The sequence below is a fragment of the Haloarcula salinisoli genome, from assembly GCF_019599405.1.
GTDB classification, from domain to species: domain Archaea; phylum Halobacteriota; class Halobacteria; order Halobacteriales; family Haloarculaceae; genus Haloarcula; species Haloarcula salinisoli.
Genome location: NZ_RKLQ01000001.1, coordinates 168,805 through 191,553, shown reverse-complemented (window position 1 = coordinate 191,553; position 22,749 = coordinate 168,805). Strand labels below are relative to the sequence as shown.

Here is a 22,749-nt window from a genome sequence, read left to right as displayed (position 1 = left end):
ATTCAAACTAGATAGGGTGGAATTTTAAATACCGACACTCGGCCAAACCCGCCAAATGAGTTCGCGAGCAGCCGGGGAGCAACGACCGACAGTCCCGGCACCGGTCCCGCCAGACGACCCCGACGCGTGGTACGCGCCGGACGTGCGCGAACAGGACGAGATCCATCCGGGCGTCGTCGTGACCGTCCGCCAGGCCGACGGCTTCCGCTACGAGGTCCGGGAACCGGTGCTCTCGCCGAGCGACCGCGACGCGCTGGAAACTGTCGAGTCCCACTTCGACGGCGCCAACATCGAGCGGCCACGCACGCGGGAGGGTGCCGTCGAACGGATGGAACAGGGGTTCGAGCCGAAACACCGGCGGGTCATCGACCGGCTCATCGATCGTTCGCCCGCGAGCCGTCGGCGCGTCGCCTACCACGCCCTGTGCTCGCTGGCGTGTCTTGACGAGTTGACCCCCTACGCGCTGGACGACCGCATCGACGTCGCCGACGTGACCGAAGACAGCGTCGTCGTCCACACGGAGGACTACGCCCCCGCGGCGACCGAGCTCGAGGACCCCGAGTTCATCGAGCGCTTCGCCAGCGAGCGCGTCGAGTGCCACACCGTCACCTTCCAGGGGTTCGAGATACCCGTCATCGTCTACCGGGAACACCTGCTGGGCAGTGACCCCTTCACCACGAAGTACGCCGTCCGGGAACCGGACCTGCTCCCGGGCGACGAAGAGCTCATCGCGGCCTGCAAAGAGCGGGTGTGGGAGACCAGCGTCGACGGCGTCGTCGAGGACCGCGTTGGATTCGTCCGCGAGCGGGCCACGTCGCTGCTCGCGCGACAGCTGACGGTCCGTAACACGACCGAGTGGCTCGACGCGGTGGCCTACCGGGCGCGGTCGGCGCTGGCGGAACTCGACCTCGCGGTCCCGCCGCTGGACCAGCGATTCGCCGACGACCGCCGCGACGACCTGTTGTACTACGTGCTGCGTGACCTGGTGGGCTACGGCAAGCTCACCGTCCCCATCCGCGACCACACGCTGGAGGATATCGAGGCCAACCGCGTCGGCGAGCGTGTGAAGGTGCTGCCGAGGGCGGACCTGGGCCACGACGGCCGCGTCCCGACCAACCTCACCTTCGAGGACGAGTCGGCGTTCGTCAACGTCGTGACACAACTAGCGGCCGACGACGGCACCGAACTCAACGCCTCGAACCCCAGCGCGAAGGTCAACATCGACCCCGAGGGCGATGGCATCCACGACGCCGAGGAGACCATCCGCTGTGCGGTCGCCCTCCCCACTATCAGCGAAGATGGCCCGCACATCTCAATCCGGAAGCAGTCCGCCGACGCCATGACACCGGTCGACCTCGTCAAACGGGACTCGATGCCGACGGAACTGGTCGCCTTGCTCTGGCTCCTCTACGAGTCCCACGGCGTCGTCCTGTTCTCGGGGCCGACCGGGGCCGGCAAGACGACGCTGATGAACGCCCACATGCCCTTTATCCCCTATCGGGACCGTCCAATCAGCATCGACGAGGGGTCTCGCGAGGTCCAGATTCCACACGAGACGGGCGTCTCTCTCACGACCCGAGACCACGAGCGCGACCACCGCCGGGTGACGATGGCCGACCTCATGACCCAGTGCAACTACCTCAACCCTGACGTCGAGGTCATCGCCGAGATAAACACCCAGGCCTCCTTCGAGACGTTCGCCGAGACGCTGAACACGGGACACGGGGTGCTGGGCACCACCCACGCGGCCGACGTCGAGACACTCGTCAACCGCATCATCGAGAAGGGCGTTCCGACCTACCTGCTGAGCGAAATCGACCTCGTCGCCTTCCCGCGTCACGTCGGCGGCGAGCGCTACGTCGGCGAGGTCGTCGAGTTCCTCGACGAGCCACTCGACGGCGACCGGGGTGGAACCATCGAGAAAGACGGCGAACGGATTCATTACAACACACTCTGTCGGCACCGCCCCGACGGCTCGTTCGATCTGGCGTACGACCACCCGCAGCTGGGCGACAGTCACAGACGCGTCGAAACGGGTATCTTCGACCGGCTGGCACGGCTCCGAGACGAATCGGTCGAGACCGTCGAAGAGACCTTCCACCGCCGCCACAGATACGTGCAGTATCTCGTCAGGGAGGATATAACTGACTTCCAGGAGCTGTTCGGCGTCCTCGCCGACCTGGAGACTAATGAGGCCGCGACGGTCGAGCGCCTCCGCCGACAGGGCGGCGAGACGGACCCGCTGCATCTGGAGGTCGAGACCGATGACGACTGAGGGGCAAAGCCTCGGCCTGGTAGACCGCGGGCTCTACGCGCTCTTTGCCCACCATACGGACGACGACCGACACACGACGACCAGAGAGCGCTACCGGGCGGCCCACCCCGACACCGGGTTCGGGCTGTATCTCGCGCGAGTGTACGGACTGGCGTGGCTCGTGCTCGTCCTCACGAGTCTGTCGACAGGCGCACTGGCGCTGGCGCTGCCGGCGAGCACCTTCGACCGCCTCACCACGGCACTGGGACAGTCCGTCCCGGTCCTCAACCGGCTGGCGTTACCCCCCGTCTCCCGGCTGGCCGTCGCACTCGTGCTCGCACTCGCGGTCGGCGTCGGCTCGCGGTGGGCCGTCCTGGCGCTTGGCAACCGCTACCTCTCGTGGGTCGCCCAGGCCCGTGCGGCCGACATCGCGACGACGCTGCCCGGCGCCGTCAGATATCTCCGCGTGCTCGCGTCGGGGACTCACGACAGAACCGAAATGCTCCGCGCCGTCGCCGAGCAGGAGGCCTACGGGGAGACGGCCGTGGAGTTTCGCCGTGCGCTCAACCGCGGGACGCTCACCGGAAGCCTCGACGTCGGGCTCGAACGGGTCGCGAGCGAGACGCCCTCGCGGGACCTGCTGGCGCCGTTCCTGCTGAAATTTCGCGAACACGCCAACCAGAGTCCCGACTCGCTGGAGGGGTATCTGGAGATGGAAGGACGCCTGCTCTCACACGAACAGAGCCGCCGGCACGAGCGGGCGACCGGCTATCTGGAGCTCCTGGCGGAGCTTTTCGTCGTCCTGCTGGTGATTCCGGCGCTGGTCGTCCTCATTGTCACGGTGATGGGTGTGCTCTCGCCGCGGCTGTCCCAGCCCATCACGACGCCGCTGGGCGCGACCTCCGTCCGCTCGGTCGTCGTCTACAGCAGCGCTGTGTTCGTGCTGTCGACCGGAATCGTCGCCGCGTTCATCGTCACGAGCCTGCGGCCACGGAACACTGCCGCACCGAGCTACGGGTTGCCTGACAGCCTCGTCGGTGTCCTCCGGACGGGCACGTCGAACCCCGCCAGCGCGCTGGTGATCTGTCTCCCCCTCGGGCTGGTACTCGCTTCCGGGCTCTGGTGGCTGGGGTACCGACCCGTGAACGTCCTCTTGTTGTCGTACGTCGGCGCCAGTCTCCCCGTCGGGCTGGTGGCCGTCCGCCGCGCTCGCCGCGACGACGCGAAAGACCGGGAGATACAGGACTTCGTGCACGCGGTGGCCGGCCACGTCGCGCTCGGGCGGCCGTTTCCCGAGGCCGTGCGACGGGTCGCCGAGGAGGTCCAGCTGGGCGCACTGGCCGAGGATGTCGAAGCGCTTTCCTTTACACTCTCGCTGGCCGACAGCCCGAACGAGGCGGCCGCCGACCGCCGGGCGGCCGCGCTCGACCAGTTCGTCGACCGCGTCGGGACGCCGATGGCCGAACAGACCATCGGGCTGGTCGTCGGGGCGCTGGACGCGGGTACCGACGCCGAAGACGTCTTCGAGACGCTCCAGACCGAGATCGGTCGGCTCTACCACCAGCGGAAATCGCTCCGGTCAGCACTTTTAGTGTACGTCGCTGTCGGCTGGACCACCGCCTTACTGGTGGTCGGTATCACCGTCGCGATGAACGTCTACGTCCTCTCGGAGTTCGCCCAGCTCTCGACGGTCGCCAGCAGTCGGACCGTTGCCTTCGACCCGTCGGCCATCGACCCCGCGAGGGAGCGCTACCGGTTCTACGTCGTGACCCAGGCGACGATGCTGGCCTCGGGCTGGTTCGCCGGGACGGCGAGCCGGGGGTTCTACGAGGCGCTACTCCACTCGGGCGCACTGGTGCTTTCGGCCTACGCCATCTACGCGGGGGTGGGGCTGCTGTGACCGGCCGCGCCCAGTCCCACGTCGTCGGTATCGTCCTCCTGCTCGGTATCACGACCATCGCGCTGGGCGGGCTGACGACCGTGGTCGGAAGCATCATCGACGGCCAGACGGCGACGGCCGACGAACGCCGTGTCGCGAACGCACTCGATAGCGAGTTCCGCCCGGTCGAGCAGACCGGGCCGAACCGCGTGGACGTGCAGTTCAGCGAGGGTGAACTCGCAACGGTGGACCGCCAGCTCCGCATCCTGAACACCAGCGGTGTCCGGCGAGAGGTCGATATCGGCGGGCTGGTCTACACCTCGGGGGCGAACCGCGTCGGCTTCGTCGGCGGCGCCATCACGCGAGGGAAGCCAGGCAACGCGTGGCTGGTTCGGGGGTCGCCGGTGACTGTCACGCGGGACACCGATACGCTGGTGGTCGGAGCCGTCACGCTGGGCGAGCGCGGGTCGACCGTCAGCGGAAGCGGCGGTGTCACCGCCCGGCTGCGGACCAACGTCACCCACAACCGGACGGCGCTCCCGCGGGCGGACTACCGCATCGCTATCGAGACGGCTACACCCGACCCGGTGGCCCGATATCTTCGCGAGCGCGGGCTGTCGACGTCCACGCGGGATATCGACGGCGACGGCGTGCCCAGTGTTATCGCCGGCGTCGCGGGCCAACAGGAGCTCCAGCTGGTCGTCCACCGGACGAACACGGAGGTGACAGGTGGATAACCGCGGGCTCAGCACGGTCGTCGAGAAGCTGCTCTCGCTGTCTATCGTGGTGCTGTACATCACGCTGTTGACGACGGTGCTGTACGGCGGGTCGATTCCGGCCTATCAGGGGGCCGTAGGAGCACAGCTGGGCGAGCGGGCACTAGCGGAAGCGACTGCCGAGGTAGAGCGGGCTGTCCCGCCGCGGGGCCGGAACGTAGCCGCCAGCCAGCGGGTCGACCTCCCCGGGACCATCGACGGGTCCCCGTACAGTATCCGGGCCAACGGCAGCCATCTGCTGCTTTCCCACCCCGACGACGAGGTCGGCGGCCAGGCGCGACCGGTGCTGCCCGACCGGGTCGGGAACGTCACGGGAACGTGGTACTCCGGGGCCGACACCGTCGTCACTGTCAGTGGGTCGCGCGGAAACCTGACTATCAGACTGGGGGCGCGAGGATGACGCCCTCGACCCGGGCGCAGACGACGCTGCCCGCCGTCGCCGTCGCACTGGTCCTGCTGACGCTGGTGACGGCGCTCGGGCTCGGGCTGGCCGACTCGGCCATCGCGAGCGCCGAGCGGACGCCCGACGAGCGCCGGGTCGCCGCGGCCACGGCAGAGCGACTCGTCGCCGCCGACGGCCCCGTCGCCGACCGGGCGAACGTCCTGAACGGGTCGCGAGTCGACGGCTTCGACGGGGCGACACTCCGTGCGGCGGTGCCTGCGGCCGCGGGCTACGCCGTCGACGTCGAACTCGGGGACGACACCGTGGCGACGACCGGTGACGCCACAGGCGGGACGACGATTCGCCGACTCGTCCTCGTCGAGCGGACGGATACGCGGACCATCAGTCCCGAGAGCCGAAAGGTCACGCTCCCGCGCCGGGCCACAAGTGCGACAGTGCGGTTCTCGCCGGGCAACGGGACGGCGGTCCGGACGATGCGGGTCAACGACCAGGTCCGCCTGCACAACGACAGCGGCCTCCGGGGACCCTACGAGGTCGAGCTGACGCCGTACCGGACGACGCGAATCACGTTCCAGACGCCCGGTCGCGTCCGAAACGGGACGGTCCGTATCGCCTACGAGACGCCCCGGACGACCAAGACGACCCTCTCGGTGACCGTCGATGCCTAGGGCACAGCTCCCGCTGTCGCTCGTCGAGGTGGCCCTGGGCGCGGCGCTAATTCTCGCCGTCGCGCTGGGCTTTGCACTGGCGACGCCGGTCCCGGACACGCAGGGGGCACAGCTGACCGCGTACGCCGAGGACACGGCCACCATCATCCAGACTGACCCGGCCAGACACAACGGGACGACGCGGCTGGGCGAGGTCGTCGCCAGCCAGCGGGCCTTCGACCGCGAGCGCGGGAACCTGGAGCGTCGCGTCGAGCGCATCCTCCCGGCGAACGTACTGTTCAACGTCCGGACGCCCTACGGCTCGGTCGGGACGGCGGTACCGAAGCGGACGACGACCGGGACCGCGACGGTCCTCACGGGGTCGGGAACGGTCCGAATCGAGGTGTGGTACGCGTGATAGGCGTCGGTGTGCCGAGTGTCCGGTACAGCCCGACCTGGGCGTCGGGGCAGTCCGGAACTGACGGAGAAGGATGCCTATGAAAGAGCGTGGCCAGCTCGTCCTCGTCGCCGCGGTGCTCGTGGCCGTCGCGCTCGCCCCGGTGGTACTCGCCTATCTCCAGCTCGGCTATCACGACGACGTCCGCGCGGCGAGTGCGGTCGACGACCCGACGGGAGACACTGTGCGCGTCCTCGACCGCGCCGTCACCCGGGAGAGCGAGTCCGTGCCCGGGACCTACCCGTGGGCCGAGCGCAGCGCGGCGGTGACAGCGTTCCGCGAGGACCTCGAGCCGGTGCGTTCGCGGCTCCAGACCGCGGAGATAGAGCGTGGCACCGTCACCGAGATAGAATACAACGCGACGGCGGCCAGCACCTGGCAGTCGACGAACTGCCCCAGCGGATCGGGTCGGGAGTTTGGCCCCTGTCGCACTGACCGGGGCGTCGTCGTCCAGGACCGGGTCGGCCGCACGCACGTGCTGGCGGTGGGCGTCGACGTGACCACGACGACCGACCAGGGCGAGACGGAGGTGACGGTTGTCCTCAAGGGCGTCGGTGGGTGAGGGGGACACCACGTACCGGCCGACGCTCAGACAGTGATACCGGGCGGGTGGTCAAAACAACGTTTCGGTAGGACATTTATCCCAGCCGATATTTTCGTTTTTCCGGTCGACGAACTCGACGAACTGGTCCCGAGCATCGTCGATAGAATCGTAGGCGTCGGTTCGTGCATCGAGGAGGTCGTCCTGATATTCGAGTCGCACGGTCATGTAGTCGTAGCTGGTCAGGTCGCCGAAGACCCCGGCGACCGCCGCGTTCCCGTGTGAGTGCTCTATCACGCGTTGCCCAGTCGTGTGGTACCCCGTGAGTTCGGTGAAATCCGAGTGGCGTGTAGCGATATCTACGTCGAATTCTGCGGTCGTAACCGATGCCCCGACGTTACGCTGTATTCCTGTCGGCTCCTCGTGCAACCGCACAGTAATCGTATACATGGCATCCTGATGTCGGCCATCGGTCGGGAGTAGTGTATGCAGCAGTTCACAGTACTGCCAGGTCGAATCGGAATCGTACGCAGGGGGGCGAAACCGTGCGATATAGCCGTTCGACCATTCGTTCCACTCGAGAATAAAAGCGTCTACGCTGAGAGCACCGTCCATACAGCCCTATGAAACGAGCCGCGCATAAGCACTGTCCAGTTCTGACTCGCGCGAGCCGAGACGATGGTCCGCCAGGCCGTTGGTGGGTGACCGGGACCCGTCGACAGCGCCACCCCTGATACGTCACGTCTTGGGGTCTCAACACCACCGCGCCTACGTCACGACCGCTCGCCCTCGAAGGCGTCGAGCCAGCCCTCGATTGCCGTCTGGAGCGCCCCGGTCGTGCTGCCCAGGTGGAGAATCTGGTAGCCGTTTTCCGCCTTCTCGTTGACGTCGTCCATCCCAAAGCCCAGGCCACCGACGGGGACTTCCGCGTCGACAGCGGCCGAGCGGACCGTCTCGACGGCTTCCTCGACCTCCGGGTGGTCGAGTTCGCCCGGGTGACCCAGCGACACCGACAGGTCGAAGGGGCCGATGAAGACAAAGCCCAGTTCCGGGACGTCGAGAATCTCGTCGATAGCGTCGACTGAATCGGTGGTCTCTATGGTCACGCCGACGAGCGTCTGTTCGTCTTCCCGCTCGACGTACTCTTCCGTGAGCCCCCAGCGGCTGGCCCGTGGGGCCGCGAGGCCGCGGTCGCCCGGCCCGCCATCGTAGCGGTATCGTGCGGAGCGGACCGCCAGGTGGACCTCCTGAGCGCTCTCGACGCGCGGGAGAAACAGGTTTCTGACGCCCAGGTCCAGGGCCTTCCGGACGAGTGTGGGGTCCGTATCGGGGAGCCGGACGAGCGGGTCGATACCGGTCCGTTCGGCCGCCAGCAGCAGGTGTTCGAGAGTGGGCGCGTGCCACGGGTCCGGCCCGCCGTGTTCGAGGTCCAGCCACACGAAGTCGAGCCCGAGTTCGCCACAGAACTCCATCACCGTCGGACTGTACGTGCTGTCGAGCAGCCCCAGGGCCACGTCGCCCTCCTGCAGCGTCGCTGGAAGTCCGTTCGCCGCCCGTGAAGATGGCATGAGATAAATGTCGGATTGTCAATCAATAAGTGTAGTGGACATTACCCGAGTGGCCCCGACGCGGCGCCGTCGTTCGAGCGGGCCAACGACGTCACGACACTGACAACGCGGCCGTCTGTGAAAGGCCGCAGTTACGATAAATGAAACACTCTAGCCGAAATATGTTAGCAAAAGTTATAAAAATAAAGCGCGTGACCCGTTCTCATGGGACAGGATAGGTGTGGGGTAGTAAGCAGACAGATCGAGCACACGGAGTCAGTTCACCAGACCGTTCTTCGGGCTGTATCGGCCGCTACCGAGCAGCCAGTTGCCGAGTTGACACCACTTCAGACAGCCATCGATGTCGATGCGATGGATACCCTGCTGTCGTCCTCGAAGAATCTCAGGTCACTGCAGTTTCAGTACATGGGATTCGAGATTACTGTCAGACCGGAGTACGTTTGCATACAGGAACCACACGAATCAGCCATCGAGTCCTGAGTCGACCGGGCATCGAAACCAGGCCACAGTGGCCGATGAAACTCGATGCATACCCAATCGCACGGCGGCGGTGCGATTGCTGTATCAGTTGGTACTATCCGCGATGATATCGCTGGTCAGTGAGGTTCGAGCGACTGTCTGCTCGGCGCTGTCGAACTCGACCAGGTCGGCATCCGCCAGTTTCGGCAGGTCGACGTGATAGAGCTGCAGACGAAGTCGCTGTCTCGGTGGCAACGAGTACTCCTGCTCGTGCTCGCGGAGTTGCTCGGCGAGTTGCGCCAGCGCCAGCGGCTGCTGTCGGTCGGCAAGGAGTGCGGCGACCGCGATTCGATAGGGACGCGCCAGTAACGTACTGACGGGGTCCCAGTGGGGGTGTTCTGGTTCACGGAGGGAGGGCAGCGACAGCACATCCCTCGGTGCGGGCCGGGGTGCTGTGGCGGTCAGTCCATCCGGGGTTCGGTCGACCCAACCGACCCGCTCCAATTTGGAGAGATATCGATGTTCGAGTTCCATCCGAACGGATTCACACTCGGTTTCAGGGACCTCAGAGGGTGGGATATCGGCCTCCCGCGCCGCGACCTGAACACTGAGTTCCCGACTGGGAACCGGCTGGAAACGGTCGAGAAGAATTGCGAGTATCCGGCGGTAACGGACCTCACCGAGAATCGAGGCTGCGTCGTAGCCGTTAGCCCCCGCACCGGGTATCCCACCCTGACTCGCCATACAATTTGTTGCTCGATGGGACAATAGTTTAGGTCGCTCAAATATGAGGGGGCAACTCACCCCGATAACAGTCACCTGCCACGCGGGTCCCTGGCCACCGTCACAGTTCGGTGAAGACAAGCTCGAAGAGTTTGCGCTCAGCCTTGCGGACGTGTTGATGGAACGTTGCGGCTCTGATACCGAGTGACTCGGCGATGTCTTCCCCTGACTGGAGCCGGGGGCTGTCGAAGTATCCTCCGAAGTACGCAGCCTCGGTCACGACTCGCTGTCGGTCGGTGAGATTCTCCGCGAGGGTACTGGTGATATCGCCGGACTCGGCGGTACCACGCCGCACCTGTTGCTGCCGGACCACCTGAATGTCAGGATACTCGTTTTTGAGCACGTCGAGAAGCCAGCGGATATCTGTCCCGACCGGAAGCTGGACGGTCCCGGTGAACGAACCGGCTTCGATGGCGCCGCCGGTGAAGTTGCCGCCGTAGTCGGCGACGATAGTGGCGACGGGCGTATCCGAGAGTTGCTGTTCGAATCGGGTTTCGTTGGGTTGTTCGGTGAAGACGTCCAGCTGGTCCCAGCCCGGGAGCCGCTCGTTGAGCCTGCGAACGACCTCGATTGCGTCGTCGGTCGCTTGCCCGTACATCAGAAACGTCTCATCACCGACTGGTGTCACCCGGTCTATGGTCACTGACCCATCGGTCGCTGGCAGCTCACTCGACGAGAGCAGCTCCGGAATCCGGAGTTCGAGTTCGATGACCTCGTCGCTCATCAGGGCCCGCTTTCGGTCGACTGCGGCGATGGCATGCCCGACGATATCACCGAGTTGACCGACGACTTCCCGCTCGGCCTCGGCAAAGGCATCGGACCGGTCGGTACAGATGCCGAGAAGTCCGTAGAGCACTCCCTGGTGGCTGATAGGAATAATTGCCAGGGCTCGGTAGCCGTGTGCCGTTGCGTGGTCGCCAAGTGCATCGAACGGTGGGTCCTGCTGGGCGTGCTGGACCACCTGGATAGCCTGTGTCTCGAGCGCTCGCTCGATGGGGCCCCGCGCAGCCGCCGCCTCCGGAGCCGGTGAGAGCGGGAACGCGTCCAGAAAGCCGTCGATATCGGCCGCGACGCGCATATCCAACTGGTCGTCCCCGTCGGCAGCCCCGGTCCAGGCGATGCGATACGAATCGGAGCTCGTCAGTCGGTCGCGGACGACCTGTTCGATTTCCTCCCGAGTCGACTGGTCGATCACTGCCTCCGTGATGCCGCGGACGACGTCGTTCAGTTCGTCGAGTGCGGCCAGTTGCTTCCGCTGTCGTTCCAGTTCCCGCTCGTACTGTCGCCGCTCGGAGATGTCCGTCGCCATCAGAATCGCTCCATCGAACTCGTCGTCCCGATACACCGGGACAGCGCGGCCGGTGAAGTACGCTTCTTTGCCGTATATCGATTCGAAGGGAAAGTCGAACTCGATAGCGCAGCCATCCCTGATGCTCTTGAACAGCTCGGACTGGCCGGTCTCGACGATGGGTGGCAGTTCGCTGATATCGGCGCCGATGGCGTCCGACGACTCCCTGTCCTCGGGGAGCCCGATAATCTCCTCGGCCCGTGGGTTTTCGTACGTGATACGAAGCTGCTCGTCCAGTCTGAACATCCCAAACGGAGCGTTCTCGACCAGTTCCTCGTTGAACTGTCGAGCCTCGCGAAGCCGTCGTTCCCTCTTTTTGCGGTCGGTGATATCACGGACGACACAGACGATGCCACAGTCCTCGGTCTCAGTCACCGACAGTTCCTGTGTGAACGTCGACCCATCCCGTCGCTTCCCCGTGGCTTCGCCACGCCAGCCACCACCGTCCCGGAGCATCGGTAGTATGTCGTTCCTGAACCGGCGGCGTTCGTCGTCGCCGTAGCACATCTCCCAGCTCTCGCCGAGGAAGGCCTCGGGCCCATCGTATCCGTAGATATCCGCATACGATTGGTTGACGTACACGTACGCGCCCGACGCGTCGATGATAGCCACTCCATCGATGATTGATTGCATCGCCTCCGACCATCGTTTCACACCCGCCTCGAGGGCCGTACTGTCCGTCGGTTCGGCCGTTTCCGGACCGGCTGTTCGACCGTCGCGAGAGACAGCAGACTGCGTGGTTCCGCGGTGAGACTGGGTGCCATCCCCGGACGACGCTGTCTCGGAAGGCGGGCGCCACCAGACTCTGGAGTTAGAGCCGGTTTTCTTGGTCTCGAGTTTGCCCCGCTCGACGAGCCGTTCCAGTCGTTGATACACCGTCCGACGCTTGCAGTTGAGTGCCCCAGCCACCTCAGGCGTGGTGAGCGGTTCGAACTGTTCACCGTCCGTGAAGACTGCCAGCGTCTGCGCGTAGATATCGTCCAGTGGCTCAGCCCCCATAATTATGGATTGTTGTCATGTGACAAAGTTCCATCGACGGAACCGACCACGCGAAGCCGTTCGCCGGTTCCTGTGGGGCCGGTGTGGCTGACCGGCTGGACCGCTGGGAAAACTGTGACGGCCTTATGCTTAGGACGTAAAGGTCACCGTCACCGACCGCGTCCGCGGGCCGTCACAGTCGACGAGCAGTATCGATTGCCACGTCCCGAGCGCGAGCGACCCATCCCTGACCGGCACCGAGACGCTCTCGTCGAGCAGGAGCGCGCGGAGGTGCGAATCCGCGTTCCCGTCGAGGGCGTCGTGTGCGTAGCCGTCGTCCTCGGACACCAGTTCGCGCAGATAGCTCTCGATATCGCCGAGCAGGCGCTGTTCGGCTTCGTTGACGACGACACCGGCTGTGGTGTGCTGGACGAAGACGGTACAGACGCCCTGAACGACGTCGGCCGGGACCCGGTCTTCGACTTCGCCGGTGATATCGACGATGTCCAGACGGTCGGTGGTGTCGACCTGGAATGGCATACCGTCGGGTTCGAGAGACAGCATCAAGAGTCCCCCGCTGGGCGCGCCGCTTCGAGCAGCGCCCGGGCGCGGAGGTCAGTCCTGCGGGGCGCTCCCGTCCTCGTTCGCCGACTCTGTCTCCCCGTCGGTGGTATCCTCGTGGAGGTCCCCGGCCGGCGCGCCCAGCTGTTCGGCGACGTCCGCTGTGGGATCTATCGACTCACCGTGGAGCAGTTCCGGGAGGACGATGCGGACCACCTCGACGACCAGGACGAAGACGATGGGCATGAGGAAGAAGCCGTACCAGCCGAAGAATATCGGGCCCAGAATGTACGCGAACAGGAGGATGAGGGTGTTGAGATGATGGCCGGTGACGTAGGGCTGGAGGAACGTCTGCGGGAGGATGTCCAGCAGGACGAAGTATCCGACCAGCACTCCGGCGACGAACGGGAGTCCCCGCCCGCCACCGCCCATCGCGGAGAGGCCGAGATAGGCGACCACCGGGAGGTAGATGACCTTGCCGACGACGACGGGTATCAGGCTGGCGAGCCCGGTCAGAAAGCCCAGCGGGAGGACCAGCGGGACCTGGAGCCCCGGCGGGGCCAGGGCGTTCGTCGCCGCGTAGGCCGCCGTCGCGACGACGGACATCGCGAGGACGAACAGGAGGTTCCCGTAGAAGACGGATTCGAGGTCGTCGTCGACGGCCAGCGCGTAGGTGTAGGCGGTCGTCTCCCGGCCGCCGACGAGGGCCGCGAAAATCTCCGCGAGCACGTCGTCGTACCGGAGGAGCGCGTAGGCGAGCGTCGTCGCGAGCGCCAGCAGCAACAGCGTATCGAAGGCGGTGCCGAGCAACCCGAGCGCCCGTTCGAGACGTGGACCGGAGAGGAACTGCGTCAGTTGTGCAAGCGAAGGCGGATTCGCCAGGAGTCGCTGGGGACTGGAAAACAGTGACCCTGGAATCGCTTCGAAGTTACCAAAGCGGTCGGTGAGCAGCGTGACGATACCGTCGTCGAACCGGCGCCTGACCTGCCGGAGTATCTGGAAGCCAGCGTAGATGGCGACGAGGAACACCGGCAACAGGACCGTCAGGACGGTCACGGTGGCCGCGAGCCGGTCCGACTCGACGACGCTATCGACGCGGTCGGAAATCGGTCTGGTCGCGTAGTAGCCAAAGAGTCCGAGCGTGAGCAGGTCGATGAACCGGTGCCCGATGAGGGCGACGAGAGCCGCGAGGGTGGCGACGTAGACCCACCAGCCGAGTCGACTCCGAGACAGCGCGTTCACGGCACTCTCCGAGTGCGCTCGCGGTCCGGGAACTGGTCGGGCGACGGGAACGCCGTCGGTACCACTGTGTCCGCAGGTGTGACTGCCACGGAGTAATCCGACGTGCCTGCCAGTGCAAGCCTGCCAACCGCGGACTACCACGGGGTCCTGGGACCGTCGTGCCAGACAGGCCAACTACTTTCTTTTTCGCTGACATACTGGCCGACATGGCAGACACACTGACCTGTCCGGACTGCGGGAAAGACATCGAGACCACCGAGGACCTCGAGGAGGGCGAGGAGCTCACCGAGATAGCAACGGAGGAGGGGACCATCTCCCCGTACAGCGATAAGACGGGCAACCTGTTCCTCTGTGGCGGCTGCAAGCGCCCGCTCGGGTTCGAGCGCCACTGACCCCGCTCAGTCGGTGTGGTCGCGCTCGCCACCGGCTGATTCCGACGGCTGGTCCGACCCGTCGTCGGTGGGGCCGGTCCGGTACACCGGCAGCCGCAAGCCGGCCGGAGGCAAGCGCCACCGGAGTTCGAGCAGGAACCACGAGAGGAGGGTCGCCAGACCCACCACCGTCGCGACGGCTTCGGCCACGCCCACCCACACCGGTGCGACGTAGTAGACGGCGTTGAGCCACCGCGACGGGACGACCTGCCGGAGGAGCTTCGCGACGGCGACGACGGCGTCGCGGTCGCTCTTGGCGCTCGAATCGCCCGCCTGGCCGCCCCCACCGCCGTCCGCCCCGACCGACCGCGAGGTGAGGTTCGCCCGCCGGGCGCTCTCCCCGCTCGAACTCCCCTCGCCGGTCCCCAGCCGCTCAGCGTCGTAGGGATGTGCGAGGGGGACCGACCAGACGACGCTGCCGTTGGGCGCGACTTCCAGTACGCGGTCTCCGTGGGTGTCGGTGACGAGCGTGTTGCCGCTGGGCAGCCGGTCGGCGTCCCGGGGCCACTGGAGCCCCGCGTCGGCCCAGGTCCAGGACTGCTCCCAGCTGCCGTTGGTGCGCTGGTACTCGACGAGGCGGCTGTTCTCCGAGTCGGCCACGACCACGGCGGGGCCGCCCCGCGCCTCGGGAATGTAGTCCGGGTTGTGCTGCTCGTGGAGGATACCGTGCTGGTCGTCGGCCCCGAGCGTCCAGTTCGTCTGGATACCGGTCTCGCGCTCGAGGAAGACGACCTGGTCCTGGTTGCGAAGACTGACCATGATTCGGCCGTCGTCCAGTAGCTCGACGTCGTTGAGATGGGTCCAGTCGCCGGGGTAGGGGCCGCCGCCGGTGACCGGGAAAGCGTTCTGGGCGTCCCAGCGCCACTCGGTCAACCCCGTCGTCGTGTTCACGAGCAGGACCTCGTCGGCGTTCATATCCGCGATAAGAATCTCGCTCTCGCCGACCCGGACGTGGTCGTGCCACTCCGCGGCGGTCTCTGTGTCGTCGTATCGGGACCGTATCACCGTCGTCTCGCCGGTGGTCAGGTTCGTCCGCTCGACCAGATTGCGGGCACACGGCGGGGCCCGGCAGTCGGGGCCCTCGGTATGAATCGTGTCGGTAGCGGTGTACTCGACGGTCGCCGCCGTCTCCGCGACGGGGTCGACGTCGAAGTACTTCGTGTGCTCGTCCTCGTAGTAGAGCCGGCTGCCGTTGGGGTGCCAGGCCATGATGGTGCCGTAGCGGGCGGACTCGGTCGCGACGGTGATACCGTCGCTCGGGGGCGCCTCGGGCACGTCCGCGGCGGTCCCGCTCCGCGGGGCCGTCGCCGCGCCCTGGAGGACGACGAGCATCGAGAGCGCGAGCACGGCGAGCAGCGCCAGCCTGAGCCGGCGGCGGCTCACCCAGTCGTGGGCGAAACGGCGCACACGGACCGACCCGCGCGAGGAGACATCAGTATTAACGTGTTGTCCCGGAGTAAGGATGTGCTGGCGTCGGTAGCCGCCCCTTACCGGGATATCGGCGTCGGTCACTGCAACTGGTCACGCGGGCGACATAACCTATGTCACCAGCCCACACAACCGTACCACTAACAACCCTGGCTCCCGAAGGGGTGCCAACAGCGATGCCACAGGACCAGGCGGTGTACGGGGACGTCCAGTTTCTCACCGGGTCGCCACACCGCCGAGCGGTCCTCGCTGCGCTCTGTGACGAGCCAGCCCGCCCCCACGAGCTGTGTGCGGATATCGACGCCACGCGGACGACGATTCAACGCATCCTCGCGGGCTTTCGCGAGCGCCAGTGGGTCGTCAAGCACGACGGGGATTACCGCGCGACAGTGGCCGGACGGCGCGTCTCCGAGCAGTACGAGGCGCTCCACGAGGAGGTCACGCGGGCCCGGCGTTTCGGTCCCCTGGCGGCGCATCTCGGGCCAGTCGCGGACGACCTGCCGGTGGGCGCACTGGAGTCGGGGCGACTCACGGTCAGTGAAGACGGGAGCCCGCTGGCCGTCCTCAGTCGATTCACCGAGTGGCTACAGGCGGTCGAGGGGGATTTCCACGCCATCTCGCCGGTGGTCGCCCGGCCGTTTAACGAGATCGGCGCCGAACTGCTCAGCGGCGAGACCGACATCGAGTTCGTCATCGACTCGACGGTGCTGGAACAGTCGAAAGCGCAGTACGAGTCCGACCTGGAGCTCGGCGCGGACCACGACGGAATAACCATCTACGTCCACGAGACTCCCATCTCCATCGGGGTGGCCTTCGACGACGAACGCTGCTGTGTGGTGGCCTACGACGACGGTAACAACCTCAAGGCGATGCTCGAGGCCGGCGAGGGTGACCTGTACGACTGGACCACCGAGGTGTTCGAGCGCCACCGCGAGCGCTCGGTCCCGCTGGCCTCAGTGTACGAGGGGGAGAACACAGTGGGGGGCCGCTGATACGGTCGTCGCGACCGTACGAGCGGGGACGGGCAGCGTGGGAACGCTGCCAGCATGGAGGGCCGAAGCGTTCGGGGTAAGGACCAGTCAGGCTCCCCGGCAGAGACATCAGGTGGGGTCTGCCTATACTTATCCACTGATAGATGTTACAGGGGATGTAACACCCCCCAGCCACAGGTTCTTGCGCCGTCGCCACCGATAGCATCTATGACAGTTCCGCACCGCTGTGGTTTCGAGACACAGCGCGAGGAAGTCACGAGCGAACGGCTCCCCGTCGAGGGCGACCTGCCGGCGTGGCTGACCGGCCGCTACGTGGGCAACGGCCCGGGGCAGTTCGAGGTCGGCAGCCGGACGCTCGGGCACTGGTTCGACCCGCTGGCGATGGTACGCGGGTTCGCTATCGACGACGGCGTCACCTACACGAACCGGTTCGTCCGCAGCCGGGACTACGAGTTCGCCCGCGAGCGGGGGCAGGTCCGCACACAGTTCCCCGGGACTGCGCCGGACCGGCCGGTGTGGACACGGGTTCGACAGGCCCTGACCGGCGTGTTCCCCGACAACCCGGTCATCGGCGTCGCCCGCATCGACGGGGCGCTGGCCGCCATCACCGAGTCGCCGGTCGCGCTGACGCTCGACCCCCAGACCCTCGAGACGACGGGGCGAATCGATCTCACGGCCGGCCTCGATGCCGACCTCACGCTGGGGCATCCACACTACGACCCGTGGCGGGAGTGTCTGGTCAACCTGGGTATCTCCTACGGCCGGGAGACGACCTACACCCTCTTTCGCCGGGACGGCGAGTCGGTCGCTCCGACAGCGACGGTCGACTTCGACGACGCCCCCTACGTCCACTCCTTCGCACTGACCGAGCGATACGCCGTCCTGCCGGCCATGCCCTTCGGGCTCGACCCGACGGCCCTGCTGGTCGGGGCCATCACCGGCACGACGTTCGTCGACGTCTTCGAGCGGTTCGACCGGCCCGGCGAGTTCGTCGTCGTCGACCGCGAGACGGGCGAGGTCGCGGCCCGCAACCGGGTCGACCCACTGTTCGTATATCATCACGCCAACGCATTCCCCGACGACGACGACCTCGTGGTGGACCTCGTCGGCTACCGGGACCAGCGGGCCGTGACCGACCTCACGCTCGCGAACCTCCGGAGCGAGCATCCCACGATACCCCGGGGCGACCTCCAGCGCTACCGACTCCCGCTCGACGGCGGGCGGGCGACCGGCGAGACCGTCCGGGAGGGCCACATGGAGTTTCCCGTCGTCGACTATCCGGCGCGGCTCGGCGAGTCCTACGACCGGTGCTACGTCGCCGAGGCCGACGGCCCGTCGGCGCTCCCGACCCGGCTGGCCCGTGTCAGTGTCCCCGACGGCGAGGCGGTGACCTGGCACGAGCCCGGCACGTTCCCGGGCGAGCCAATCTTCGTCCGCGCACCCGAGGACGCCGACGCCGAGGGCGTCGTCCTCTCGGTCGTCTTGGACGCCGAGACCGACGGCTCCTTCTTGCTGGTACTGGACGCGACGACGATGGACGAACTGGTGCGGGCGCCCCTGCCCCACCGGCTCCCCTACGGGTTCCACGGGCAGTTCTACGCCACCGACGACCCCGTCCGCAGTATGGCCTGACGGCCTGGTGTCGCCGGTGGGCTGTGAGCGCCGGAGCGGGCTGCTGTCATCGGCGAGCGACGATTTCCCGCGAGGGAAAAACACGCTCTTGCTGTGTCTACGTCCGATATTTTAACCGGAGGCTACCCGGTAACGCCGGGCGAAAACTAAGTACCCGGCTCCCGTCGGTTCGGATATGTCACCGCCCGGGCGCGAAGTCCAGTATACGGAATCGGACGTCATCGAGGTGTTCAAAGACCGGGGCGACTACGCCGAGCCGCTGACCGCCAAGGAGATCGCCGACCGGCTGGGCTGTTCGCGGCGGACGGCGCTGAACAAGCTCCACGACCTCGAGGCCGAGACGGACATCACCAGCAAGAAGGTGGGTGGACGCTCGCGGGTGTGGTGGATTCCGGTCCGGACCGACTGACGATGGCCGGACGACGGAAACGCCCATCGCTGCCAGTACAGCGACGGCCATGAATCTCGGGACAGTGCTCGCAGGGCAAAGGCTCAGGGTCGCTTTCGCGCTGGCGACGCTACTGTTTGGGGCGGTACTGGTCGGCGGGTACGCGACCGCCGAGAGCGACGCGACACTGGCCCGGAGCGAATCGGCCACCGGGGTCGAGTCGGGGGCCGGGACGAGCGACCCGGTCGTCCCGCCCCGGGACAACATCACCGTCGTCGGGACCGACTCGACGGCGTTTATCACCGACGACGGCGATGGCCCGCGAAAGCGAGCCGAACTGGTCGCCTTCGCCTCCAACGGGAGCGTCTACTACCGCAACGAGAGCCACACACGCTACTGGGATGTGGACCCGGTCGACGGGACGAACGCCACGGTGGAGTACGTCTACGCCGACCACCTCTCGCCGGCGGACTGCAACTCCGACAGTGTCTGTACGCGCAACGGTATCGAGCGGGTGAACCTGACCACCGGTAACGTGACCCACATCTACTCGCGAATTACGCCGGGGAAACACTCGACGCGGTGGCACGACGCCGACCGCATCGGCGAGGACCGACTGCTGGTGGCCGACATCGCCCAGGACCGCGCGTTCGTCGTCAACACCACCACCGAGCAGATCACGTGGTCCTGGGACGCCCAGACCGACTTCGAGACGAACAGCGGCGGCCCCTACCCCGAGGACTGGACCCACATCAACGACGTCGAGTACGTCGAACTCGACGGCCGGGAGACGGTGATGGTGAGCGTCCGCAACCACGACCAGGTCGTCTTCGTCGACATGGAGACCGGGCTGCGGGAGAACTGGACGCTGGGCAGCGACGGCGACCACGACACCCTCTACGAGCAGCACAACCCCGACTTCATCCCCGCCGAGCGGGGCGGGCCGGCCGTCCTCGTCGCCGACTCGGAGAACGGCCGCGTCGTCGAGTACCAGCGAGCGAACGGGTCCTGGAAACAGTCCTGGGAGTGGCGCGACCAGCGCCTGACGTGGCCCCGTGACGCCGACCGGCTGCCCAGCGGCCACACGCTGATAACCGACTCCAACGGCGACCGCGTGCTGGAGATCGACCGAAACGGCAGCGTCGTCTGGTCGAGTACTATCGGCTTCCCCTACGAGTCGGAACGGCTGGGCACCGGCGACGAGAGCGCAGGTGGGCGGAGTGCGGCGGCACTCGGCCTCCCCGACCGGACGCCGACGGCCGAGAATCGGAGCGTCGTCGGCGACGCGACCACGCTGCTCCCGAAGTCGGTCGTCAACAGCGTCGCCTACCTGCTGCCGGGGTGGGTCGGGCCGGTCGAGGCCCTGGCCGCGGTCGGGTTACTCGGTGTGCTCGTCCTCTGGGCGGTCGTCGAGTGGCGGCGACGTTCCTTCGAAGTACATTTGCGGTGGCCGGTTCAGATACGTAACAGATGACCGGGTCCCACGTCGACGGCGGGGTTCGAGCTGACGTCCGCGCACGGCTGCCAGCATCACCGCTTTCCGGCGACGACGCCCGGTGGCTCGGCTGGCCGCTGCTGGTCGGGCTGGCCGTCGTGGCACTCTACCTCGCGACGAACGACTACCCGGCCTACGGGGCCGGGCTGTACGTGGAGACGGCCGACGCCATCCGGGCGAACGGCTACGCGCTCCCCGCGACGGTGCCACACTACGGCCCCGAGGGCGTCCCCTTCGCGTATCCGCCACTCATGTTCTACGTCCTCGCTCTGTTGCGGGACGTCGGCGCCGGGGCCTTTGCGACGTCGCTGTATCTCCCGCCGCTTTTCACCCTCGCGGCGCTCGTGCCGACGTATCTGCTCGGCCGCGACGTGGTGGGCGACCGCCGGGCCGGGACCGCCGCGGCACTGCTGCTCGTCCTGAACCCGCAGGTGCTGGAGTGGCATATCAGCGCCGGCGGGCTCGTCCGGGCACCGGCGTTCGTCTTCGCCCTCTGGGGGAGCTACGCTGGGCTTCGCATCTTCCGCGACGGGGCCCGGGAGTGGGTGCTGCCGGGGCTGGCCGCAGTGGCACTGGTCGCCCACACCCACCCGACCTACACCATCTTCACCGTGGCCACCTACCTCCTCTTCTGGGTCGGGTACGACCGCTCGCCGACCGGGTTCCTCCGGGGCGCTGTCGTCGGCTTCGGTGCGCTGGCGCTCGCCCTGCCGTGGCTGGGGACCGTCGTGAGCCACCACGGCGTCGCGGTCTTCTCTGGCGCTGCGGGCACGCACGGTGGCCTGTTCGGGGTCGTCTACCGGCTCCGCGAGTGGGGGCCGACCGGTGCCGTCGTCCCGATGGTCGCCGCCGTCGGCCTGCTGGGGACGCGACACCGGGTGCTGGGCGCCTGGACGGCCGCCGTCTGGCTCCTCTTTGCCCAGCCCCGCTTCACGTACACGGTCGGGGCCATCGCGATGGTCGCCGCCGTCGTCGAACTCGCCGAACGAGGGTACGCCGACAGCGTCGTGACGGCCGTCGATAGCGCGCTCGACCGCGGCGCCTCCGAGACGGCCGACCGACCGGATGGCGGGGTCGCCCGACCGGCCGCGCCCGCCCGCGTCGTCGTCGCCGCGCTGGTCGTGCTCTCGCTGGTCGGTCTGGGCGGGCTCGGCTACGAGTTCGCCGGCGCGGACGGGACGACCCCGGAGTTCGTCGACGACGACGACACCGCGGCGATGGCGTGGGCCGCCGACGAGACCGAGCCGGGTGCGACGTTTGTCGTCTTCGGCGACGCCGCCGAGTGGTTCCCGGTCTACACCGACCGGACCATCCTCGTCTCACCGTGGGGCGCCGAGTGGCGCGGGCCGGACACCTACGAGGCACACCTCGATGCCTTCGTCAACGGCTCTGAGTGTGCAAACCGGAGCTGTGCCGAGGCCGCGATGGCGACCGTCGACGCCGACCCCGACTACGTCTACCTGCCGAACGGAGCCTACACGGTTCGAGGGGACTACGAGCGCGCCAACGGCACGCTGGCGGCGTCGTTCGCCGAGCACCCACGCTACGAACGAGCGTTCGAGAACGACGGCGTGGTCGTCTTCCGACGGCTGAGCGACTAGTACTGGTCCCGTATTGGTTGGTTGCTATTCTTCGGAACAGCCCGCAGTCAGACAGCTAGCCCTGACGCCAGCGACCGTACAGCGACGTACAGCGGCCGTACAGCGACGCCACGCGGTCCGACGAGACCACCCACACGCTGAACATCGCCAGCAGGGTCCCCGCGACGACGTCGGTCGCCCAGTGGATACCGAGTATCATCGTCGAGAGGACGATACTCACCGCGAGGAAGACGGCGACCGGCGTCCACTTCGGGAACGTCTCGTGGTCGCGTATCGCCAGCAGGGCGACGGTCATCGACAGCGACGTGTGCAGCGACGGGAAGACGTTCGTGTTGGCGTTGACCTGGCTCGTCAGCAGCTGGAATCTCGGGAGCATATCGAACAGCAACGGCTCGACGATACCGTAGTTTCGCGGCCCATAGGAGACAAAGAGGAGGTAACAGCACATCCCGATGGTGTAGTTGATGATGTAGGCAAACGCCGTATGCCGCAGGTAGCGTCGCTCGGCCGCGACCAGCCCGGCCAGTAACGGGAACACGAGCAGGAAGGCGTAGCCGTAGACGTACACGTAGCCGAAGTACAGCGTGAGCCAGCCCGGGACCGCCGACTGGAGGGTCGCGACGACAGTCCCCTCGATTGCAAACAGCAACTGCGTGATATTGAACCCGATGAGCCAGGAGAGGTCGACGCCGGTGGTACGAACCTGGCTGTTTATCGCCAGCACGACCACGAGCAGCCCTATCGGTCTGGCTGCCATCCGGAGCCGCTCCGGCAGTTCGGTCAGTGCCGCCCGGAGCCGCCCCGGGCCGACGACGACGGAAAGCGACACGGTCAGCATGAACGCGAGGACCGCGACGACTTCCAGAAAGACGGCGACTATCCCCAT

22 protein-coding genes are annotated in these 22,749 nt (G+C 66.7%); 14 read left to right on the top strand and 8 right to left on the bottom strand.

All coding sequences use genetic code 11. The annotated features are described in order from the left end of the window. Positions 1-55: 55 nt before the first annotated feature. The 7 genes from EGD98_RS00975 (at position 56) to EGD98_RS00945 (ending at position 6,978) form a co-directional block, all read left to right on the top strand. Positions 56-2,275, top strand: coding sequence for a type II/IV secretion system ATPase subunit (locus EGD98_RS00975; RefSeq protein WP_220586480.1), 2,220 nt, complete (start codon positions 56-58; stop codon positions 2,273-2,275). Then, entirely contained in the window at positions 2,265-4,154 is a 1,890-nt protein-coding gene (locus tag EGD98_RS00970) for a type II secretion system F family protein (RefSeq protein WP_220586479.1), read from the top strand. The genes EGD98_RS00975 and EGD98_RS00970 overlap by 11 nt, the downstream gene beginning before the upstream one ends. After that, a complete protein-coding gene (locus tag EGD98_RS00965; RefSeq protein WP_220586478.1) occupies positions 4,151-4,870 on the top strand; it encodes a DUF7289 family protein in 720 nt (239 codons plus the stop codon). The genes EGD98_RS00970 and EGD98_RS00965 overlap by 4 nt, the downstream gene beginning before the upstream one ends. Continuing rightward, positions 4,863-5,309, top strand: coding sequence for a DUF7266 family protein (locus EGD98_RS00960; RefSeq protein WP_220586477.1), 447 nt, complete (start codon positions 4,863-4,865; stop codon positions 5,307-5,309). The genes EGD98_RS00965 and EGD98_RS00960 overlap by 8 nt, the downstream gene beginning before the upstream one ends. Further along, a complete protein-coding gene (locus tag EGD98_RS00955) occupies positions 5,306-5,980 on the top strand; it encodes a DUF7263 family protein (protein ID WP_220586476.1) in 675 nt (224 codons plus the stop codon). Before EGD98_RS00960 ends, EGD98_RS00955 begins: the two co-directional genes overlap by 4 nt. After that, positions 5,973-6,377, top strand: a complete 405-nt coding sequence (locus tag EGD98_RS00950; protein WP_220586475.1) for a DUF7262 family protein — start codon at positions 5,973-5,975, stop codon at positions 6,375-6,377. Before EGD98_RS00955 ends, EGD98_RS00950 begins: the two co-directional genes overlap by 8 nt. 79 nt (positions 6,378-6,456) lie before the next feature. Next, positions 6,457-6,978: a DUF7261 family protein gene (locus EGD98_RS00945; protein WP_220586474.1), complete on the top strand. Its 522-nt coding sequence runs from the start codon at positions 6,457-6,459 to the stop codon at positions 6,976-6,978. A 51-nt stretch (positions 6,979-7,029) separates the two neighbouring features. Here the strand turns inward: EGD98_RS00945 and EGD98_RS00940 are convergent, their stop codons facing one another. Then, positions 7,030-7,407 (bottom strand): hypothetical protein, encoded by a 378-nt coding sequence (locus EGD98_RS00940; RefSeq protein WP_220586473.1) that lies wholly within the window; start codon positions 7,405-7,407, stop codon positions 7,030-7,032. A 323-nt stretch (positions 7,408-7,730) separates the two neighbouring features. Next, positions 7,731-8,525 carry an HpcH/HpaI aldolase family protein gene (locus EGD98_RS00935; protein ID WP_220586472.1) on the bottom strand — a complete coding sequence of 265 codons (795 nt, stop codon included), beginning with the start codon at positions 8,523-8,525 and terminating at the stop codon, positions 7,731-7,733. A 204-nt stretch (positions 8,526-8,729) separates the two neighbouring features. On the opposite strand from EGD98_RS00935, the gene EGD98_RS00930 reads away from it, so the two are divergent. Beyond that, a complete protein-coding gene (locus EGD98_RS00930; RefSeq protein WP_220586471.1) occupies positions 8,730-9,005 on the top strand; it encodes a HalOD1 output domain-containing protein in 276 nt (91 codons plus the stop codon). 84 nt (positions 9,006-9,089) lie between these two features. On the opposite strand, the gene EGD98_RS00925 is transcribed toward EGD98_RS00930, so the two are convergent. The 4 genes from EGD98_RS00925 to EGD98_RS00910 all read right to left on the bottom strand — a co-directional run bounded on the left by EGD98_RS00925 (position 9,090) and on the right by EGD98_RS00910 (position 13,896). Further along, positions 9,090-9,728 carry a DUF7344 domain-containing protein gene (locus tag EGD98_RS00925; RefSeq protein WP_220586470.1) on the bottom strand — a complete coding sequence of 213 codons (639 nt, stop codon included), beginning with the start codon at positions 9,726-9,728 and terminating at the stop codon, positions 9,090-9,092. Between the two features lie 100 nt (positions 9,729-9,828). Then, entirely contained in the window at positions 9,829-12,114 is a 2,286-nt protein-coding gene (locus tag EGD98_RS00920) for a PAS domain S-box protein (protein WP_220586469.1), read from the bottom strand. A gap of 129 nt (positions 12,115-12,243) precedes the next feature. Further along, the gene (locus EGD98_RS00915; RefSeq protein ID WP_220586468.1) at positions 12,244-12,633 is read right to left on the bottom strand and encodes a secondary thiamine-phosphate synthase enzyme YjbQ; all 390 of its coding nucleotides are present in this window, start codon (positions 12,631-12,633) and stop codon (positions 12,244-12,246) included. A 75-nt stretch (positions 12,634-12,708) separates the two neighbouring features. Continuing rightward, on the bottom strand, positions 12,709-13,896 hold the full coding sequence (locus EGD98_RS00910; protein ID WP_220586467.1) for an AI-2E family transporter: 1,188 nt from the start codon (positions 13,894-13,896) through the stop codon (positions 12,709-12,711). Positions 13,897-14,102: 206 nt separating this feature from the next. On the opposite strand from EGD98_RS00910, the gene EGD98_RS00905 reads away from it, so the two are divergent. Next, a complete protein-coding gene (locus EGD98_RS00905; protein ID WP_220586466.1) occupies positions 14,103-14,288 on the top strand; it encodes a hypothetical protein in 186 nt (61 codons plus the stop codon). A 6-nt stretch (positions 14,289-14,294) separates the two neighbouring features. Here the strand turns inward: EGD98_RS00905 and EGD98_RS00900 are convergent, their stop codons facing one another. Beyond that, a complete protein-coding gene (locus tag EGD98_RS00900; protein WP_328761538.1) occupies positions 14,295-15,734 on the bottom strand; it encodes an aryl-sulfate sulfotransferase in 1,440 nt (479 codons plus the stop codon). Between the two features lie 197 nt (positions 15,735-15,931). Here EGD98_RS00900 and EGD98_RS00895 point away from each other — a divergent pair, with 197 nt between their 5' ends. The 5 genes from EGD98_RS00895 to EGD98_RS00875 all read left to right on the top strand — a co-directional run bounded on the left by EGD98_RS00895 (position 15,932) and on the right by EGD98_RS00875 (position 21,863). Then, positions 15,932-16,747, top strand: a complete 816-nt coding sequence (locus EGD98_RS00895) for a helix-turn-helix transcriptional regulator (RefSeq protein WP_220586465.1) — start codon at positions 15,932-15,934, stop codon at positions 16,745-16,747. Between the two features lie 207 nt (positions 16,748-16,954). After that, positions 16,955-18,379 carry a carotenoid oxygenase family protein gene (locus EGD98_RS00890; RefSeq protein WP_220586464.1) on the top strand — a complete coding sequence of 475 codons (1,425 nt, stop codon included), beginning with the start codon at positions 16,955-16,957 and terminating at the stop codon, positions 18,377-18,379. Between the two features lie 175 nt (positions 18,380-18,554). Next, complete coding sequence (locus tag EGD98_RS00885) at positions 18,555-18,788, top strand: helix-turn-helix domain-containing protein (RefSeq protein ID WP_220586463.1); 234 nt, start codon at positions 18,555-18,557, stop codon at positions 18,786-18,788. Between the two features lie 49 nt (positions 18,789-18,837). Beyond that, positions 18,838-20,241, top strand: a complete 1,404-nt coding sequence (locus EGD98_RS00880; RefSeq protein ID WP_220586462.1) for an aryl-sulfate sulfotransferase — start codon at positions 18,838-18,840, stop codon at positions 20,239-20,241. Beyond that, positions 20,238-21,863 (top strand): hypothetical protein, encoded by a 1,626-nt coding sequence (locus tag EGD98_RS00875; protein ID WP_220586461.1) that lies wholly within the window; start codon positions 20,238-20,240, stop codon positions 21,861-21,863. The genes EGD98_RS00880 and EGD98_RS00875 overlap by 4 nt, the downstream gene beginning before the upstream one ends. Before the next feature lie 55 nt (positions 21,864-21,918). Here EGD98_RS00875 and EGD98_RS00870 read toward each other — a convergent pair whose 3' ends face one another. Beyond that, positions 21,919-22,749: a phosphatase PAP2 family protein gene (locus tag EGD98_RS00870; RefSeq protein WP_220586460.1), complete on the bottom strand. Its 831-nt coding sequence runs from the start codon at positions 22,747-22,749 to the stop codon at positions 21,919-21,921.